We start from the raw sequence: 18,782 nt of genomic DNA on the forward strand, positions 1-18,782 counted from the left end.
TGGCCAGGGAGCTGGCCCAGAATTGCGAATTGCGGCAGTTTGATGATGCGGAATGCCTGTTGCGCCTGTCGCCTTCCAAGACCCATCTGCAAATGAAGCCCGGCCCGGATAAGCTACAGCAGGCCTTGGGCGACTATTTTGGCCGTCCCCTGAAGGTTCGCTTCGAACTGGCGCAAAACGAGCTGGATACCCCGGCTGAGACCGTCGGTCGTCAGCGTCAGGAGCGTCAGGATCAGGCCGTTGCCTCGATTTCCCAGGATACATTTATACGCGATGCCATCGAGTCGCTCGATGCGTCGGTTGTCGAATCGTCGATTAAACCTATTTCAAACGGAGAATTACTATGATGAAGGGTGGCTTGGCTGGCCTGATGAAACAGGCGCAGGCGATGCAGGAAAACATGAAGAAGGCCCAGGAGCAGCTGGCTCTGACCGAAGTCGAGGGCGTCGCCGGGGCTGGCATGGTCAAGGTCATCATGACCGGAGCGCATGAGGTGCGTCGGGTCAGTATTGACCCCTCGGTCATGGATGACCGGGAAATGCTTGAGGATCTCGTTGCGGCCGCCATGAACGATGCGGTTCGTCGCTGTGAAGCCTTGAGCCAGGACAAGATGTCCGGCTTCACTTCGGGCTTGAACCTGCCTCCCGGCTTCAAGCTGCCTTTCTGATTAGTGAATCCATCGGGGCTTGATTCGCTGATCGAGGCCTTGCGCTGTCTGCCGGGGGTTGGCCCCAAATCGGCGCAACGCATGGCCTATCACCTGCTGCAGCGCGACCGCAAGGGCGCGCAGCGGCTGGGTGACGCAGTGCATCATGCGCTGCAGACGATTCGTCACTGTCAGCGTTGCAATACCTTTACCGAGGCCGAAATCTGTGAGCGCTGTGCTTCACCGCGGCGCGATCCGACCCTGTTGTGCGTCGTCGAGACGCCGGTCGACATGAACATGATGGAGCAGACCCAGAGTTACCGGGGGCTGTATTACGTGTTGATGGGCAAAATATCGCCACTCGATGGCATCGGGCCGAAGGAGATCGGCCTCGACAGGCTGATGGCCAGGGCCCTTGATGGCGAGGTGCGAGAGGTAATTTTGGCGACCAACTACACCAATGAAGGTGAAGCCACGGCGCACTATATTACCGCTATGCTCGGGGCCAAAGGCGTCGGTGTGACGAGGATTGCCCGCGGTATTCCAGTCGGTGGCGAGCTCGAATATGTTGATAGTGGGACCCTGGCTCAGGCTTTGCGCGAACGTAAGGCTTGTGCCGGGTGATATCCGGCTTTTATCGAGCCGCCCGATGCCGTATAATTTAGCGTTTAATTTCTATCCCATCTAATTCCGTTAGGGGTCAGCGTTATGAGCAATCAAGGAAAAATGGACTGCGGACGGCGGCGTTTGGTCGTTGCGACCGCGGCCGTGGGCGGGGCGGGCGCGGTTGCCGCACTCGTGCCGTTCGTCTCCAGCTTGCTTCCGTCCGAACGTGCCAAGGCTGCAGGCGCACCGGTCGAAGTCGATATCAGCAAGCTGGAAGCCGGTCAGATGATGACCGTCGAGTGGCGCGGCAAGCCGGTGTGGATCATCAACCGCACCAAGGAAATGATGGAAACGCTGCCCAAGCTGGCAGATGCCGTGGCCGATCCGAAGTCCGAGAAAAATCAGCAGCCCGCTTATGCGCAGAACGATACCCGTTCGATCAAGCCGGAAATCATGGTCGTCGTCGGTATTTGTACCCACCTCGGTTGCTCGCCTGGTCAGAAATTCAAGAAGGGTGCCGAAGAAGGCATGCCTGGCGAATGGCTCGGTGGCTTCCTGTGCCCATGCCACGGTTCGACCTTCGACTTTGCCGGTCGCGTTTACAAGTCGAAGCCTGCCCCGACCAACCTCGAAGTGCCGCCGCACGTGTATCTCGCTGATACCCGTATCCTGATCGGCGAAGACAAGAAGGGAGCATAAAATGGCTGCTGGCAATTTCGAAAAGTACAAGTCCGACGGCTCGCTGGCTGGCAACGCGCTGGAATGGGTTGATGCCCGTTTCCCGGCGACTTCCCTGTGGAAGGGTCACCTGTCCGAGTACTACGCACCGAAGAACTTCAACTTCTGGTATTTCTTTGGCTCTCTGGCCCTGCTGGTTCTGGTCATCCAGATCGTCACCGGCATCTTCCTGGTCATGCACTACAAGCCGGATGCGGCACTGAACGCCAATGGCGTGCCAATTGCCTTCGCTTCGGTCGAATACATCATGCGAGATGTGTCCGGTGGCTGGCTGATCCGCTACATGCACTCAACCGGTGCGTCGGCCTTCTTCATCGTGGTGTACATGCACATGTTCCGTGGCCTGCTCTACGGTTCGTATCGCAAGCCGCGTGAGCTGACCTGGCTGTTCGGTGTCGGCATCTTCCTGTGCCTGATGGGCGAGGCCTTCTTCGGTTACCTGCTGCCGTGGGGTCAGATGTCGTACTGGGGCGCCCAGGTTATCGTCAATCTGTTCTCGGCGATTCCGGTTATCGGTGGCGACCTTTCGCTGATCATCCGCGGTGACTTCGTGGTCGGCGATGCAACCCTCAACCGCTTCTTCTCCTTCCACGTAATCGCCTTCCCGCTCGTCCTTATTGGTCTGGTGGCAGCGCACGTGCTGGCCCTGCACGAAACCGGTTCGAACAACCCGGACGGTGTCGAAATAAAGGCCAATATTGGTGCCAACGGCCACCCGGTTGATGGTATCCCCTTCCACCCGTACTACACGGTCAAGGACATCGTCGGTGTGGTTGTCTTCCTGATGGTTTTCTCGGCAGTCATGTTCTGGGCACCGGAAGGTGGCGGTTACTTCCTCGAAACGCCGAACTTCTATCCGGCTGACCCGCTGAAGACCCCGCCGCACATTTCGCCGGTCTGGTACTTCACGCCGTTCTACTCGATCCTGCGCGCCGTGACCTATCCGCTGTTTGGTCTCGATGCCAAGTTCTGGGGGGTTGTGGCCATGGGCGCTTCGGTGGTGATCTTCGCCTTCCTGCCCTGGCTGGATCGCAGCCCGGTCAAGTCGATCCGTTACCGCGGCCCGATCTACAAGACCCTGCTGAGCATTTTCGTGGTCGTCTTCTTCGTTCTCGGCTATCTGGGCACCCTGTCCCCGTCTCCGATCGGTGAACTGGTATCGCAGATTTGTTCGGTGTTCTACTTCGGCTTCTTCCTCGGCATGCCGTGGTGGTCGCGGATGGACAAGTTCAAGCCGGTCCCTGACCGTGTGACGTTCAAGTGAGAGGATGCCTAAAATGAAAAAATTCCTTATCGCATTGCTCTTCGCGCCGATCATGGCATTTGCCAGCGGCAGCACGGCCCATATCGACAAGTGGCCTGGCTCGGTGAAGGACAAGCCAGCCTTGCAGAACGGCGCCAAGCTGTTTGTCAATTACTGCATGAACTGCCACGGTGCATCCTACATGCGCTACAAGAACCTGCTGGATCTTGGGCTGACTGAACAACAGGTCAAGGAAAACCTGATGTTTACGTCGGACAAGATCGGCGAACTGATGCGCATCGCGGCTCGTTCCGACGAGCAGAAGCTGTGGTTTGGTGCTGCTCCCCCGGATCTGACCATCATCGCCCGGGCTCGTGGCGATGCCGGTAATGCCGGTGGCGGTGCTGATTGGCTCTACACCTATCTGCGTTCCTTCTATCGTGACGAGAACCGTCCGACCGGCTGGAACAACACGGTGTTCGAGAACGTCGGCATGCCGCATATCCTGTATGGCCTGCAAGGCCAGCAAGTGATGAATCACGAAACGCACAAGCTGGAACTGGCTGTCCCGGGTTCGATGCCGCCGGCCGAATTCGACAAGTCGGTTTCCGATCTGGTCGGCTTCATGGTCTGGATGGGTGAGCCGCAGCAGGAGTATCGTCGGACGCTCGGCTGGTTCGTTCTCGCCTTCCTGGCAGTTCTCTTTGTTGTCGCCTACGCGCTCAAGAAGGAATACTGGAAAGACATTCACTGATCCTGTCCGGATCGGCTAACGGCATCGCGGGTTTGGCTCTGGCCGGCCCCCGATGCCGAATCTCATTTTGAGGGTTACCACAAATGATGAACCTCTACTCGGGCACCACCTGCCCATTCAGCCATCGTTGCCGCATCGTCCTGTTCGAAAAGGGCATGGACTTTCAGGTCATCGATGTCGACATGTTCAACAAGCCGGAAGAAATGGCTGCCATCAACCCACACAATCGTGTGCCGGTTCTGGTTGAGCGCGACCTCGTCCTGTTCGAGCCGAACATCATCAACGAATACATCGACGAGCGCTTCCCGCATCCGCAACTGATGCCGGCTGATCCGATCATGCGCGCCCGCGCCCGCCAGTTGCTGGTCGGCATGGAACGCGAAATCTTCTCCTTCATGGAAGTGATCGAGAAGAACGGCAAGACGGCCGACAAGGCCCGTCAGGAAATCAAGGCTCGCCTGACCGAGATCGTGCCCATCTTCAACAAGCAGAAGTTCATGCTCGGCGATGAATTCTCCATGCTCGACGTGGCCATTGCCCCGTTGTTGTGGCGTCTCGACCACTATGGCATCGATCTTGGCAAGGCTGCCGCTCCGCTCATGAAATACGCCGAGCGCATCTTCAGCCGTCAGGGTTTTATCGACGCACTGACCCCCTCCGAAAAGGCAATGCGCAAGTAAGGCATGGAACTTCCGTCAACCAAGCCCTACCTCCTGCGTGCCATCTGGGAATGGTGCTGCGACAACGGTTTTACGCCGCATATCGCGGTTGAAGTCGATGAACGGACGCGGGTTCCCCGCGAGTTCGTTCGGGACAACCAGATTGTGCTCAATCTGGGCCCGGATGCGACAAAAAAGCTGCTGATCGGCAATGATTTCATCGATTTTCAGGCTCGATTTGGCGGCGTTGCCCGCGAACTGTCGGTGCCCCTTGAGCGTGTTTCGGCAATTTATGCACGGGAAAACGGCGCCGGCATGGCGTTTGAGGTCGACGGCGCTGAAGATGAGGCAGATGCCGAGTTCATCGATGCCGCCGAAGCCAAACCCGAAACGGATGAGCCGCCACCCGAACCTCCACGCCCGGAAACGGGGCGTCCCTGGCTACAACGCATCAAATAGGGATCAGGGTTGAAGTGGATGCACTAAAAAGGGGATATTCCTGCAGGGGATGTCCCCTTTTTTTACGCAAGTCCATGATTTTTCTATGTGGCATGGCTGTTGCTCAAGCCAAGCCGGAAGGAAAATCATGCGATCTGAAGTTAAATCTACCTGTTGTTACTGCGGTGTTGGCTGTGGCGTACTCATCGAAACCGAGGACGACAGGATAACCGGCCTGCGTGGCGACCCGGAGCACCCGGCCAATCGCGGCCGCCTGTGCACCAAGGGGGCCACTCTGAACCAGACGGCCAACCCGACTTATCGCCTGAGTTTTCCTGAAAAACGACCTGGGCGCAGCGCGCCGGGGCAAAGAGTCTCGTGGGAGTCGGCTCTTGATGATGCCGCTGAGCGGTTTGCCAACACCATTCGGCAATACGGCCCCGATTCCGTCGCCTTCTACATTTCCGGTCAGCTGATGACCGAGGACTATTACGTTTTCAACAAGTTGGCCAAGGGGCTGATCGGTACCAACAATGTCGATACCAACTCGCGCCTGTGCATGTCCTCGGCTGTTGCCGGCTACAAGCAGACGCTCGGTGCTGATGCACCGCCTTGCAGTTATGCGGACATTCTGCAGGCCAAGGTCATTTTCATTGCCGGCGCCAACCCTGCCATCGCCCATCCGATCGTTTTTCGCTATATCGAAGATGCCAAGGCCGCCAATCCGGACCTGAAAATCATCGTCGCTGATCCCCGCCGTACGGAAAGTGCCGACATTGCCGACCTGCATCTGCCGATCAAACCCGGCAGTGATATTGCCCTGTTCAACGGCATGCTCAACATCATGATCAGCGAAGGTCTGGTTGATCAGACCTATGTATCCGCTCATACCAGGGGATTTGAAGGGCTGGCCGGGATTGTCAAAAGCTATACGCCGGAATACGTCGCCGCCGTGTGCGGCATTCCGGCTGATGCCATTATTCAGGCGGCCCGCTGGTTTGGTGCCAGTGGCGCTTCCCTTTCGCTGTACTGTCAGGGCCTGAACCAATCGGTTCATGGTACCCACAACAACGCTGGCATCATCCATCTGCATTTGGCAACCGGGCAGATCGGCAAGCCGGGGGCCGGGCCATTTTCGCTCACCGGCCAGCCAAATGCGATGGGCGGGCGCGAGGTGGGCGGGCTGTCCAACCTTCTGTCGGCGCACCGCGATCTGGACAATCCGGACCATCGTGCCGAGGTGGCCCGTCTCTGGGGCGTGCCCGAAGTGCCGGCGAACCCTGGTAAATCTGCGGTCGATCTGTTTGCGGCCCTGAAAACCGGCGAAATAAAGGCGGTATGGATCGCCTGTACCAATCCGGCACAGTCGCTACCTAATCAGGCAGCCGTTCGCGATGCCTTGCAGGCGGCCGAATATGTGGTGCTGCAGGAAGCCTACGGCAATACCGATACGGCAGCCTATGCCGATCTACTATTGCCGGCCAGTGGCTGGGGTGAAAAATACGGTACGGTGACCAACTCCGAACGGTGCATCACCCGCGTTCAGTCAGCCGTATCTGCGCCGGGAGAGGCGCGGCATGACTGGGAGATCGTCGTCGATTTCGCCCGTCGCCTGGGCAAAAAACTGGGCAAGCTAGAGGCTGACCAGTTGTTTCCCTACAAAGATGCAGAGTCCATCTTCAATGAGCATCGCGAAAGCACCCGTGGCCGTGACCTCGATATCACCGGCTTGTCCTATGCCTTGCTCGAAAGGGAAGGGCCACAACAATGGCCGTATCCGGAAGGTGCAGCCAGCGGCAAGATCCGTCTCTACGAGGATGGCCGCTTTTCGACCGAGGACGGCAAGGCGCGCTTCATCGCCATCGAACATCAGCCAACGGCTGAACTGACCACCCCCGACTTGCCGATTAGCCTCCTTTCCGGTCGCATGCGCGATCAGTGGCACGGCATGAGCCGTACCGGTACCGTACCGCGTCTCTTCAACCTTGAAGACGAACCGCTGCTGGCCATGCACCCGTGCGATATGCGGCACCGTGGCCTGGCTTCAGGTGACCTGGCAAGGGTAAGCAATGGCCGCGGCGAGATGGTGGTGCGGGTTGCCGAACGCTCGGGGCTGGTCAAAGGGCGGGCCTGGATGCCGATGCACTGGGGCAACCAGTTCATGAACACGCCGGGGGCCAATGCACTGGCCTCGGCGGCGACCGACCACTACTCGAAACAGCCCGAACTCAAGCATGCAGCGGTACAGATCGCCCGACTGGATTTGTCCTATCCACTCGCCATCGTTCGCCGTTGCGTCAGCCAGTCCGAGTCGCTTGAGTTGCTCCAGCGCGCCCGTACCGTACTGGCCGACTTCCCTTATGCCAATGTCGGTCTGTATGGCCGTACCAGTCCGCTCGTTGTTTGTCGCGCGGCCAGCGGGGCACCGTTGTCTGACGGGCAAATTCGTGGTCTGGATGCACTCTTTGGTCTCGATGCTGACGATGGCGCCATCGTCTATGTCGATGCCTCGCGCCGGATCTGCAAAAAGGCCATCGCCCGGGACGGCCGTCTGCTGGGCGTCCGGCTGGCTGGCGAAACCTTGGCCCTGGCCTGGCTCAGGCAGGCGATGGCCGAGGACGAGCTGGACGCCAGCCTGATCCGCTTTGCCCTGGCCCCGTTGGCCAAGCCGCCAGTGACCATGTTGGCGCGCCATATCGTCTGCAAGTGTGCTGATGTCAGTGATGTTCAGATCGAGAAGGAGTTGGCGCTCGGTGCTGATCTGCCGCAAGTTCAGAAGACCCTCAAGTGCGGCACGTTCTGTGGTTCCTGTGTGCCGGATATCAAGCGCATGGTGGCCGAATACCCCCAAAAAATAGCAGCTGCGGCCTGACCGCGACCGGAGGAGACAGTGAGTTACGGACAATTTATCAAGGAGATCGGACGTGGTGCCCAGGGCGCCCGCGATCTGCCGCGCGACGATGCGCAGCAGCTCTATGCGGCGATGCTCGATGGCGGGGTGCCCGATCTCGAACTGGGCGCGATCATTCTGGGTCTGCGCGTCAAAGGTGAATCGCTCGACGAAATGCTCGGCTTCCTCGATGCCACCGACGAGCGCATCAACAAACTCGACATGCCGCACGGTCGGGTTCGTCCGGTGGTTCTGCCGACCTACAACGGCGCCCGCAAGGAAGCCAATCTGACACCGCTGTTGGCCCTTCTGCTCCAGCGCTTTGGCGTCCCGGTATTGGTCCATGGCTTGCTCGAAGGCTTTGGCCGGGTGACGACGGCGCATATTTTTCGCGAGCTCGGCGTCATGCCAGTTTCGTCGACGACCCAGGCCCAGATAGCCATCGAAGAAAAAGGCCTGGCCTTTCTGCCCCTCAACGCGCTCTGCCCAGGTATTCACAACCTGTTAGGCCTGCGCAGCCGGATGGGGGTGCGCAATAGCGCCCATAGCCTGGTCAAGCTGATCAACCCGTTCCGTGGCGATGCGGTGATGGTCGCCCCGGCGACGCATCCTGAATTCATCGACCTGATGCGCGAGATTCTCCTGGTCCGTGGTGGTCATGGCTTGCTTCTGCGTGGCACCGAAGGAGAACCGTTTGCCAATCCAAAGCGTCGCCCGCGCCTTGAATTCATCCACGAAGGCGGGGTCGTGCCCCTGTTCGAAGCTGAACATGAGAGCCTGCGTGCGCTCCCCAACCTGCCGGAGGCCAATGATGCTGTGAGCACGGCGAAATGGATCAGGCGTGTGCTTGACAAGCAGGTGCCGCTGCCCAAGCCACTCGCCAACCAACTGGCCTGCCTGCTCTATGCCAGTGGTTATGCCGAGGATTTCAACCAGGCCAAGGCCATTGTTGCGGTCGAAGCGACTGGCCTGATCATGGGCGGAAACTGACTTGAATTTGCACCGCGCTGGCGTTTATTGCCCTGTCTTGGTGCGCTTAAGTCGACCGAGTTTTTGAATTATCTATAAAAATCAATTGCCTGTGCGGGTGGCACGTTGATTGCAACATAACTTCCCGGAACAGCGAATCAACCGCCAACGAAGGCGGCTCGATGGCAACGACGTCATGCGCTGATGTGAATTTTGCACCCTCGGGTGCGCGCAACGTTGGAGTCAACCATGAGCAAACCTCGTCTTGTCCTGATCGGTAACGGCATGGCCGGTGTCCGCACCGTCGAAGAACTGCTGAAGATCAAGCCGGATCACTACGACATCACCATCTTCGGCGCCGAACCGCATCCGAACTACAACCGTATCCTGCTTTCGCCCGTTCTGGCCGGCGAGATGACCATTGCCGAGATCGTTCTCAACGAACTGGACTGGTACAAGGAAAAGGGCATCACCCTGCACACCGGCAAACAGATCACCAAGATCGACCGGGTCAATCGCAAGGTCATCGCCGACGATGGCACCGAGGAGTATTACGACCGCCTGCTCGTGGCCACCGGTTCGACCCCCTTCATGCTGCCTATTCCCGGCAATGACCTGCCCGGTGTTATCGGCTATCGCGACATCAAGGATACCGATGAAATGATCGAAGCCGCCCGCCTGCACAAACATGCGGTGGTTATCGGCGGCGGCCTGCTCGGCCTCGAAGCGGCGAACGGCCTCAAACTGCGCGGCATGGATGTGACCGTGGTGCATCTCGGCCCGTGGCTGCTCGAGCGCCAGCTCGATGAAGTGGCCGGCAAGATGCTGCAAAAGTCGCTGGAGGATAAGGGCCTCAAGTTCCTCCTGCAGAAGCAGACGGAAATGCTCGTCCAGGGCGAGAGCGGTCGCGTCGCTGCCGTGCGCTTCAAGGACGGCATGCAGATTCCCGCCGACCTCGTCGTCATGGCCGCCGGTATCCGCCCCAACTACGCCCTGGCTGAAAAATCCGGGATTTACTGCAATCGCGGCATCGTCGTCAATGACACCATGCAGACCTACGATCCGAAGGTTTATGCCGTCGGCGAGTGTGTCAGCCACCGGGGCATCGCCTATGGTCTTGTCGCTCCGCTGTTCGAGCAGGCCAAGGTTGCTGCCAACCATCTGGCTGGTTACGGTATTGGCCGCTACACCGGCTCGGTGACCTCGACCAAGCTCAAGGTCACCGGCATCGACCTGTTTTCGGCGGGCGATTACATGGGCGGCGAGGGCACCGAGGAAATCCTGCTTAACGACCCGCATGGCGGCGTCTACAAGAAACTGGTGATCCGCGATAACAAGCTGGTCGGCGGCGTCATGTATGGCGACACGGCCGATGGCCCGTGGTATTTCCAGTTGCTGAAGGATGGGCGCGACATCCACGATATTCGCGACTCCCTGATATTCGGCCAGTCCCTGGTTGGCGACGTCGGCCATGCCGGTAACAGCAAGGCCGCCTCGATGCCCGACAACGCGGAAGTCTGCGGCTGCAACGGCATCACCAAGGGGGTTATCGTCCAGGCCATCAAGGCCAAGGGACTGTTCACCCTGGATGAGGTCAAGAAGCACACCAAGGCGGCGTCCTCCTGCGGCTCCTGTGCCGGGTTGGTCGAGCAGATTCTGGCGTCGACCATTGGCGGTGCCTACACGCCGGCCGCCTCCGACAAGAAGCCGATGTGCGGCTGTACCGAGCATTCGCATGACAAGGTGCGCAAGCTCATTCACGAGGAGCACCTGACCAACAAGGAAACGGTTTTCGCCGAACTCGGGTGGACAACGCCGAACGGTTGCGACAAATGCCGTCCGGCCATCAACTACTATCTGATCTCGACCTGGCCGCACGAGGCCAAGGATGACCCGCAGTCGCGCTTCATCAATGAGCGGGCGCACGCCAACATTCAAAAGGACGGTACTTACTCGGTCGTGCCGCGTATGTGGGGTGGCCTGACGACACCGGCCGAGCTGCGGGCGATTGCCGACGCGGCTGAGAAATACAAGGTGCCGACCGTGAAGGTCACCGGTGGTCAGCGGATCGACCTGCTCGGCGTCAAAAAGGAAGACCTGCCCGCCATGTGGGCCGATCTCAACGCCGCCGGCATGGTCTCCGGCCACGCCTACGGCAAGTCGATCCGCACCGTGAAAACCTGTGTTGGTGCCGAGCACTGCCGCTTCGGCACGCAACTGGCGATGGACATGGGCGTCAAGCTGGAAAAGATGTTGTTCGACATGTACGCCCCGCACAAGGTCAAGCTGGCCGTCTCCGGCTGCCCGCGCAACTGCGCCGAGGCCGGCATCAAGGACGTCGGGATCATCGGCGTCGATTCCGGCTACGAAATCTACATCGCCGGGAATGGCGGCATCAAGACGGAAGTCGCCCGGTTTCTGTGCAAGGTCAGCTCGGACGAGGATGTCATGGAATATTCCGGTGCCTTTCTCCAGCTTTATCGTCTCGAAGGCTGGTATCTCGAGCGCACCTGCCATTACCTTGAACGGGTCGGCATGGACTACATCAAGGGCAAGATTCTCGAAGATGAAGAAGGCCGCAAGGCCCTCTACGCTGCGCTGCTCGACTCGCTGAAGGATGCCAAGGACCCGTGGGCGACCTCGCGCGAGCCGGAAGCGATCAAGCAATTCATTCCGATCATGGTCGAAGCCTGAGCGTTGAGGAAAAAGGATAAAAAATGAGCACCTGGAAACTGATCTGCAAACTGGAAGATATTCCGCAACTCGGCTCGCGTATCGTCAAGCCAGGCACTGGCGGCGATATTGCCATCTTCCGCACCGCCGATGACGAGGTCTTCGCGTTGCACGACAAATGCCCGCATAAGGGCGGCCCGCTTTCACAAGGCATCGTGCACGGCAAGCGCGTCACCTGCCCGCTGCACGGCTGGAATATCGGTCTCGACGACGGCAAGGCTGTAGCGCCGGATGTCGGCGGCTGCGCCAGATTTGAAGTGAAGATTGAAGAAGGGAGGGTATTTCTGGTGGTATAAGTCGCCACGTGGGGATTGACGAAATACGGCAATGCCGTATTATCTGCCTATGCATACAGTTGCCGAAACTGACATATTCTAGGGCTATGCTGCCTCCGTCTGGACCGAAAGCGAGCGTCTCGAATTTATCGAGTGGATAGCCGCAAATCCTCTTGCCGGGGATGTCATTCCGGGTTCTGGCGGCTGCCGTAAAGTGAGATGGAGTCGTGGCGGAATGGGCAAGTGAGGCGGCGCACGGGTAATTTATTTCAACGTGCAGGATGGTCGAGTCTGGTTGCTAATTGTTTATGCGAAAGCCAAGTTTGACAACCTGCCAGCCGAATTCCTGATCAGACTGAAAGTCGAGGTGGAACGTGGATAAAGAATTGGAACAATTTCAGAACGATCTCCTGAAGTCTGTTCTCCAGATGAAGTCCGGTAAGGCTGCGAGGGTAACGGCCTTTGAGGTGTCCGCCGCAACCGAGGCACGCAATCGTGTCGGCATGTCGCAAAGCGAGTTCGCCAAGTTGCTTGGGGTATCGGTCCGTACCTTGCAGGACTGGGAGCAGGGCCGCCGCGAACCTTCCGGTGCCGCCAAAACCCTGCTGCGCATCGCGTCGCACAATCCAGAGGCGGTCAAGGCGGCTGCTTGATCGAGTGCAGATGTCTTATAGCTGCGATCTATTTGAGAAGGGCAAGAATAGCCACAACAAGGGTGTTGATGTGCTTGCCGCAGAATCCGACAAGCACGCGTGCTGACTTGGCTGACCAGTGGTAGCGGATTACCGTCGAGTACTTGCGTTCGAGACGCCCGCTGGCTTTCGAATATCCCCAATCTTCGCGGGAAACAAGGCGGCTAGTGTACCAGTGCTTAATGAATGCAAACAACGAAGTCTCCTCCGGACAACAATAGTCATGGTTTTCTCGAGAGTGTAAATCTGTATACGTAGTATATTCAAATTGGATATTTGGCTGGTGTGTACTGTATTTCAATAGGCATTCACGTTGCCACAAGATTCGGGCTATCAATCGATGACTGTTGCAGTGCATCTCCCCAAAATCGAGAAAACTGCGGTCTGTCCCCGGTTTTCGGTTTTGGCTGTTTTGAATAGCCCCGAAAGCTTTGACCAGCCTTGAAGTAATAGCCGGCTGGCAGGGGATCGCTTAAGCTGGCGCCTCCATTCCACAGCAATTCCCTTAGCTATGAGCAATGCCATAGACCGCGAGCCGATCTCTCCCAAAATGCCGCGTGGCATCTGGATGCTCGGTTGCGTCAGCCTGCTCATGGATATTTCGTCCGAAATGATCCACAGCCTGCTGCCGCTGTTTATGGTCGGCGCACTGGGTGCCAGCGCCCTGATGGTCGGGGTCATCGAAGGGCTGGCCGAGGCGACGGCGTTGATCGTCAAGGTCTTTTCCGGGGCGCTCAGCGATTATCTCGGTAAACGCAAGGGGCTGGCCGTCTTTGGCTATGCGCTTGGGGCGTTGACCAAGCCGGTCTTTGCGCTGGCGTCGAGCACCGGTCTCGTCCTCGCTGCCCGGCTGACAGATCGTGTTGGCAAGGGTATCCGTGGCGCGCCGCGCGATGCGCTGGTGGCCGATATTGCGCCGCCGGAACTGCGCGGTGCGGCGTTCGGTTTGCGCCAGTCGCTCGATACGGTCGGGGCCTTTGTCGGGCCTCTGCTGGCGGTGGGACTGATGTTGCTGTGGCAGGATGATTTTCGCGCTGTTTTCTGGGTGGCCGTGATCCCTGGCTTGCTCGCCGTCGCCTTGCTGGTGTTTGGCGTCCATGAGCCGGACCGGCCGGTCGGTGCGGTACGGCGCAATCCGGTCAATCGGGCCAATCTGGCACGATTGGGTTCGGCCTACTGGTGGGTGGTGGCGGTCGGCGGGTTTTTTACGTTGGCCCGTTTCAGTGAAGCCTTTCTGGTGCTGCGGGCGCAGCAGGGCGGTATGGCGCTGGCGCTGATTCCGCTGGTCATGGTGGCCATGAACATCGTTTATTCGCTGTCGGCCTACCCTTTTGGCAAGCTGTCGGATCGGGTAAGTCACACCAAGCTGCTGGTTATCGGCCTGTTTGTCCTGATCGCCGCCGATCTGGTGCTGGCGAGCAGTGCGCATTGGAGCGTAGTGCTGGCGGGTGTCGCCCTGTGGGGTATTCACCTCGGCATGACGCAGGGTCTGCTGGCGACCATGGTGGCCGATACGGCTCCGTCCGACCTGCGCGGAACTGCGTACGGTTTTTTTAATCTGATCAGTGGGTTGGCGATGTTGCTGGCAAGCCTGTGTGCCGGCTTTCTGTGGGACCTTTTGGGGGCGGCGTTTACCTTTTATGCCGGGGCGGGCTTCTGTCTGCTGACGCTGCTTTTGCTGACCTGGCGCAATCAGTCGGATAATCCGCCGAATTCTACGAGACTCGAATCATGACCACTGCCCTCATTCTCTTTGCCCACGGTGCCCGCGACCCGGAGTGGGCCAATCCGATGCGCCGCGTCCAGGCGGTGATTCGTCAGCGGATGACCACGGTGCCGGTTGAACTGGCCTTCCTTGAATTCATGGCACCAACCCTGACCGACTGCGCCGCCGGGCTGATAGCCCAAGGGGCCGACAAGATAGTCGTGATGCCGATGTTCGTTGCCCGTGGTGGGCATTTAAAGAAGGAAACCCCTGAGATGCTCGCCGCGCTACGGGCGAGCTACCCGCATGTTGAATTTTCGCTGGGTAATGCCATTGGCGAACACGAACTGGTCGTTCAGGCCATGGCGACGGCGGCGCTGGAGGTGGCTGGCCTGTAGCTTGCTAAGTAAAGGCCATGCTTACCGTTCTCGTTATTGATGAATCCCGTTCCCGTGCTGGCGAAATCTGCGCCGGACTGGCGCTGGCCGGCTATCAGGTGGCGGCTATTTTGGCCGGCGCGGAAAACCTGACGGCGGAAGTCGAGCGTCTGCAGCCTGACGTAATCCTGATCGATACCGACAGCCCGAGCCGCGATACGCTTGAAAACCTGGCGGCGATGAACAAGGACATGCCGCGTCCGGTCGTCATCTTTACCCAGGAAGACGGTCAGGAAACCATCCGGGATGCCGTCAAGGCCGGGGTTTCTGCCTATATCGTCGATGGGCTCGACCCGAAGCGCATCAAGCCCATCCTTGAGGTGGCGCGAGCCCGCTTTGACGATACGCAGGCCCTGCGCCGCGAACTTGACGAGGTGTCGCAGAAACTCACTGACCGCAAGCTGGTGGACAAGGCCAAGGGCGTGCTCATGAAGGCCCGTGGTCTTGATGAGGATGCCGCTTATCACGCCATGCGCAAGCTGGCCATGGAGCGCGGCCAGTCGATGGCCAAAGTCGCGCGCGACGTCATCGACATGGCGCGGGTGCTGCTCTAAAGCTGTGCGGCCAAGCCGCATGTTGCACTGCAATAGTGCATCGGATGCGGCGTTACGGGCTTAAAAGTTTTTTCATTAAGCTATTGAAAATAAATAGATATATAATAAATTGTTTGAAATATTCGGGTCTGGCACGGCCATTGCGATAGTCCTCTCAAAACGCACGGTCAATGGCGGCCGGGCGAGAGTCGAGTAGAAACCGATTCAAGGACAAGGGCGTCCATCCGAGCTGCCAACCGGCGGCCAGGATGTGACGCCCATTTTGTTTTTAGATTCTCGCAATCAAGGAGCAAGCAATGGATGACAAGAAACTGGTGCTGCCGGATGTCGCAACGGACAAGCCGTCCTTTTCACGTCGTGATTTCGTTTCAACAGCCTTGGGAGCCTCTCTGATGGCCATGGTCCCTCCCGGCGTTCGCAGCGGTGCCTGGGCCGCTGGTTCCGACGCCCCCGAAAAGAAGGAAGTCCGTATCGGCTTCATTCCCCTTACTGATTGCGCCTCCGTCGTCATGGCGGCGGTCAACAAGTTCGATGAGAAATACGGCATCAAGATCATCCCGACCAAGGAAGCCTCATGGGCCTCGGTGCGCGACAAGCTGGTCAATGGTGAGCTGGATTGCGCCCATGTGCTGTATGGCCTGATCTACGGCGTGCAGATGGGCATCGGCGGGCCGAAGAAGGATATGGCCAACCTGATGACCTTGAATACCAATGGCCAGGCCATCACGCTATCCAACCAGATGAAAGACAAGGGGGCCATCGACGGCCCCAGTCTGGCCAAGCTGATCGCCAAGAAGGAGAAGGAATACACCTTCGCCCAGACCTTCCCGACCGGTACCCATGCCATGTGGCTGTACTACTGGCTGGCTGCTCAGGGTGTCAATCCGCTCAAGGACGTCAAGACGATCACCGTGCCGCCGCCGCAGATGGTCGCCAACATGCGTGTCGGCAACATGGATGGTTATTGTGTCGGCGAGCCGTGGAACAACCGCGCCATCATGGACAACATTGGCTTTACGGCGACGACGACGCAGGACATCTGGACCGATCACCCGGAAAAAATTCTCGGCACCACCGCCGATTGGGTCAAGCAGAATCCGAACACGGCACGCGCCGTGGTGGCGGCGATTCTCGATGCCGGCAAGTGGATCGATGCCTCGATTGCCAACAAGCAGAAGACGGCCGAAGTCATCGCCCAGAAATCCTATGTCAATACCGACACCGAGGTCATCGTCGCCCGCATGCTTGGTCGCTATCAGAACGGCCTGGGCAAGAGCTGGGATGACAAGAACTGCATGAAGTTCTTCAACGATGGTGCGGTCAATTATCCGTATCTCTCCGATGGCATGTGGTTCCTCACTCAGCACAAGCGCTGGGGTCTGCTCAAGGATCATCCGAAGTATCTCGAGGTCGCCAAGCAGGTCAATCGCATCGACATCTTCAAGCAGGGTGCAGCCGCCGCTGGCGTGGCCTTGCCGAAGAGCGATATGCGCACGTCCAAGTTGATCGACGGGGTGGTCTGGGATGGCAAGGACCCGGCCAAATACGCTGACGGTTTCAAGGTAAAGGCTTAGGGCCGGCAAGGAAGCTTCATTCCCGCCAAGGCGGAGATGAGGCTTCCACCACGCCAAGGAGATTCCCATGAGTGCAATCACGATGAGCGATGAGTTCGGCCTTGAAAAGCCGGTTGACCATGCCCTTAAGGAAGCCATCTTGGGGGATCGAACAAGCAGCGCGCCGGTGGCGGATATTGCCCCCGAGCCCGCCAAGGAAAAGAAAATGGAAAAAACAGCAAGCGTCCCGGCCGATCCGGGTACTCCCTTCGCCGAAACGCTGGCCAGTTTTGGCCGTGCCATCCTGCCGCCATTGCTCGGCATGGTGGTGCTGATTGGCATCTGGTATATCGCCACCATGAAGGGGGGCAGTATTCCCGGCCCACTGCAGACCTGGGATGCTGCCGCCACCCTGTTCGCCGACCCCTTCTACCGTAACGGTCCGAACGATCAGGGTATTGGCTGGAATATCCTGTCCTCGCTGCAGCGTGTTGGTATCGGCTTCGGCTTTGCCGCAGTGGTCGGCATTCCGCTCGGCTTCATCCTCGGTCGCTCGGCCTTCCTGTCAGCCATGATCAACCCGATCATCAGCCTGCTGCGCCCGGTCTCCCCGCTCGCCTGGCTGCCCATCGGCCTGCTCGTCTTCAAGCGGGCCGACCCGGCGGCGACCTACACCATCTTCATCTGCTCGATCTGGCCGATGATCATGAACACGGCGCAGGGCGTCCAGCGCGTGCCGCAGGACTACCTCAACGTCGCCCGCGTGCTCGCCCTGTCGGAGTGGAAGGTCGTCACCAAGATCCTGCTGCCCGCCGTGCTGCCCTACATCCTGACCGGCATTCGCTTGTCCATCGGCACCGCCTGGCTGGTCATCGTCGCCGCTGAAATGCTCACCGGTGGCGTCGGTATCGGCTTCTGGGTGTGGGACGAGTGGAACAATCTGAAGGTCGAACACATCATCATCGCCATCTTCGTCATCGGCATCGTCGGCCTGATCCTCGAACAGAGCCTGATCATGCTGGCCAAGAAGCTGACCAAGGAATCATCATGAGCGGAGTGCACAACATGGAAAATTCGTCCAGGTCCAAACCGTCGGCCAGACTTTCGATACCAAGAAGGGCAAGTTCGTCGCCCTGCGCGAAATCAACCTGACCATCAAGCAAGGTGAGTTCATTGCCCTGATCGGCCACTCCGGCTGCGGCAAATCGACGCTGCTCAACCTGATTGCTGGTCTGACCAAACCGACCGATGGCGTGCTCCTGCTTGAAGACCGAGAAATCGCCGGCCCCGGCCCGGAGCGCGCCGTGGTTTTCCAGAACCACAGCCTGCTGCCCTGGCTGACCTGCTTTGAGAACGTCTATCTCGCCGTTGAGCGGGTTTTCGGGACCAAGGAGGGCAAACAGAAGCTGCGTGAGCGCACGGCTGCCGCCATCAGTCTGGTCGGCCTTGACCACGCCAGCAGCAAGTATCCGAATGAAATCTCCGGCGGCATGAAGCAGCGCGTCGGCATCGCCAGGGCACTCTCCATGGAACCCAAGGTGCTGCTCATGGACGAGCCGTTCGGCGCCCTCGACGCCCTGACCCGCGCCAAGCTGCAGGACGAGCTCATGAGAATCTGCGAGGCGACCAAGGCGACGACCGTCATGGTCACCCACGATGTCGACGAGGCCGTACTGCTCTCGGACAAGATCGTCATGATGACCAACGGCCCGGCGGCCACCATCGGCGAGATTCTTGAGGTTAATCTGCCGCGTCCGCGCCATCGTCTGACCTTGGCACATGATCCGGCCTATATCGGCTGCCGTGCCGCGGTGCTCGAGTTTCTCTACGAAAAACAGGCGCACGTCGAGAAGCAGGCTGCCTGATCCGGATCAACCTATTCGTTGTCGC

At 58.9% G+C, this 18,782-nt stretch carries 19 protein-coding genes and 1 pseudogene (1 of these 20 only partly in view); 19 read left to right on the top strand and 1 reads right to left on the bottom strand.

Annotated features, from left to right (window positions below):
• The 13 genes from dnaX to HYN24_RS03760 all read left to right on the top strand — a co-directional run.
• Positions 1-347: the end of a DNA polymerase III subunit gamma/tau gene (gene dnaX, locus HYN24_RS03695; protein WP_117608010.1), read on the top strand. 1,279 nt of this gene lie to the left of the window's left edge; 347 of the gene's 1,626 nt are visible here — the last part of the coding sequence; its start codon lies off the left edge, out of view; its stop codon occupies positions 345-347.
• Complete coding sequence (locus tag HYN24_RS03700) at positions 344-667, top strand: YbaB/EbfC family nucleoid-associated protein (RefSeq protein WP_117608011.1); 324 nt, start codon at positions 344-346, stop codon at positions 665-667. Before dnaX ends, HYN24_RS03700 begins: the two co-directional genes overlap by 4 nt.
• 3 nt (positions 668-670) lie before the next feature.
• The gene (recR, locus tag HYN24_RS03705; RefSeq protein WP_117608012.1) at positions 671-1,270 is read left to right on the top strand and encodes a recombination mediator RecR; all 600 of its coding nucleotides are present in this window, start codon (positions 671-673) and stop codon (positions 1,268-1,270) included.
• 84 nt (positions 1,271-1,354) lie between these two features.
• Positions 1,355-1,951: a ubiquinol-cytochrome c reductase iron-sulfur subunit gene (gene petA, locus HYN24_RS03710; RefSeq protein ID WP_117608013.1), complete on the top strand. Its 597-nt coding sequence runs from the start codon at positions 1,355-1,357 to the stop codon at positions 1,949-1,951.
• Position 1,952: 1 nt separating this feature from the next.
• Positions 1,953-3,254: a cytochrome bc complex cytochrome b subunit gene (locus HYN24_RS03715; protein ID WP_117608014.1), complete on the top strand. Its 1,302-nt coding sequence runs from the start codon at positions 1,953-1,955 to the stop codon at positions 3,252-3,254.
• A 13-nt stretch (positions 3,255-3,267) separates the two neighbouring features.
• Positions 3,268-3,987, top strand: a complete 720-nt coding sequence (locus HYN24_RS03720) for a cytochrome c1 (protein WP_117608015.1) — start codon at positions 3,268-3,270, stop codon at positions 3,985-3,987.
• Between the two features lie 83 nt (positions 3,988-4,070).
• Entirely contained in the window at positions 4,071-4,667 is a 597-nt protein-coding gene (locus HYN24_RS03725; protein WP_011286577.1) for a glutathione S-transferase N-terminal domain-containing protein, read from the top strand.
• A 3-nt stretch (positions 4,668-4,670) separates the two neighbouring features.
• Positions 4,671-5,105, top strand: a complete 435-nt coding sequence (locus tag HYN24_RS03730) for a ClpXP protease specificity-enhancing factor (protein ID WP_117608016.1) — start codon at positions 4,671-4,673, stop codon at positions 5,103-5,105.
• A gap of 127 nt (positions 5,106-5,232) precedes the next feature.
• The gene (locus HYN24_RS03735; RefSeq protein WP_117608017.1) at positions 5,233-7,956 is read left to right on the top strand and encodes a nitrate reductase; all 2,724 of its coding nucleotides are present in this window, start codon (positions 5,233-5,235) and stop codon (positions 7,954-7,956) included.
• A gap of 18 nt (positions 7,957-7,974) precedes the next feature.
• Positions 7,975-8,964, top strand: a complete 990-nt coding sequence (ybiB, locus tag HYN24_RS03740) for a DNA-binding protein YbiB (RefSeq protein ID WP_117608018.1) — start codon at positions 7,975-7,977, stop codon at positions 8,962-8,964.
• A 228-nt stretch (positions 8,965-9,192) separates the two neighbouring features.
• A complete protein-coding gene (nirB, locus tag HYN24_RS03745) occupies positions 9,193-11,637 on the top strand; it encodes a nitrite reductase large subunit NirB (protein ID WP_117608019.1) in 2,445 nt (814 codons plus the stop codon).
• A gap of 23 nt (positions 11,638-11,660) precedes the next feature.
• Positions 11,661-11,972: a nitrite reductase small subunit NirD gene (nirD, locus tag HYN24_RS03750; RefSeq protein ID WP_117608020.1), complete on the top strand. Its 312-nt coding sequence runs from the start codon at positions 11,661-11,663 to the stop codon at positions 11,970-11,972.
• Positions 11,973-12,337: 365 nt separating this feature from the next.
• A complete protein-coding gene (locus tag HYN24_RS03760; protein ID WP_240327725.1) occupies positions 12,338-12,604 on the top strand; it encodes a DNA-binding transcriptional regulator in 267 nt (88 codons plus the stop codon).
• A 28-nt stretch (positions 12,605-12,632) separates the two neighbouring features.
• On the opposite strand, the gene HYN24_RS15760 is transcribed toward HYN24_RS03760, so the two are convergent.
• On the bottom strand, positions 12,633-12,839 hold the full coding sequence (locus HYN24_RS15760) for a hypothetical protein (protein WP_162888582.1): 207 nt from the start codon (positions 12,837-12,839) through the stop codon (positions 12,633-12,635).
• A gap of 315 nt (positions 12,840-13,154) precedes the next feature.
• Between HYN24_RS15760 and HYN24_RS03765 the strand changes: the two genes are divergently transcribed.
• The 6 genes and pseudogenes from HYN24_RS03765 to HYN24_RS03790 form a co-directional block, all read left to right on the top strand.
• Entirely contained in the window at positions 13,155-14,378 is a 1,224-nt protein-coding gene (locus HYN24_RS03765) for an MFS transporter (RefSeq protein ID WP_240327726.1), read from the top strand.
• Positions 14,375-14,746, top strand: a complete 372-nt coding sequence (locus HYN24_RS03770; protein ID WP_117608022.1) for a sirohydrochlorin chelatase — start codon at positions 14,375-14,377, stop codon at positions 14,744-14,746. The genes HYN24_RS03765 and HYN24_RS03770 overlap by 4 nt, the downstream gene beginning before the upstream one ends.
• Positions 14,747-14,763: 17 nt before the next feature.
• Positions 14,764-15,339 carry an ANTAR domain-containing response regulator gene (locus tag HYN24_RS03775; protein WP_117608023.1) on the top strand — a complete coding sequence of 192 codons (576 nt, stop codon included), beginning with the start codon at positions 14,764-14,766 and terminating at the stop codon, positions 15,337-15,339.
• A gap of 296 nt (positions 15,340-15,635) precedes the next feature.
• Positions 15,636-16,913: a CmpA/NrtA family ABC transporter substrate-binding protein gene (locus HYN24_RS03780; RefSeq protein WP_117608024.1), complete on the top strand. Its 1,278-nt coding sequence runs from the start codon at positions 15,636-15,638 to the stop codon at positions 16,911-16,913.
• Positions 16,914-16,980: 67 nt separating this feature from the next.
• On the top strand, positions 16,981-17,943 hold the full coding sequence (gene ntrB, locus HYN24_RS03785) for a nitrate ABC transporter permease (protein WP_117608025.1): 963 nt from the start codon (positions 16,981-16,983) through the stop codon (positions 17,941-17,943).
• 19 nt (positions 17,944-17,962) lie between these two features.
• Positions 17,963-18,757 (top strand): annotated as a pseudogene (locus HYN24_RS03790) (ABC transporter ATP-binding protein); the annotation flags it as partial.
• Positions 18,758-18,782: the final 25 nt, after the last annotated feature.

Source organism: Dechloromonas sp. HYN0024 (genome assembly GCF_003441615.1).
Lineage (GTDB): Bacteria > Pseudomonadota > Gammaproteobacteria > Burkholderiales > Rhodocyclaceae > Azonexus.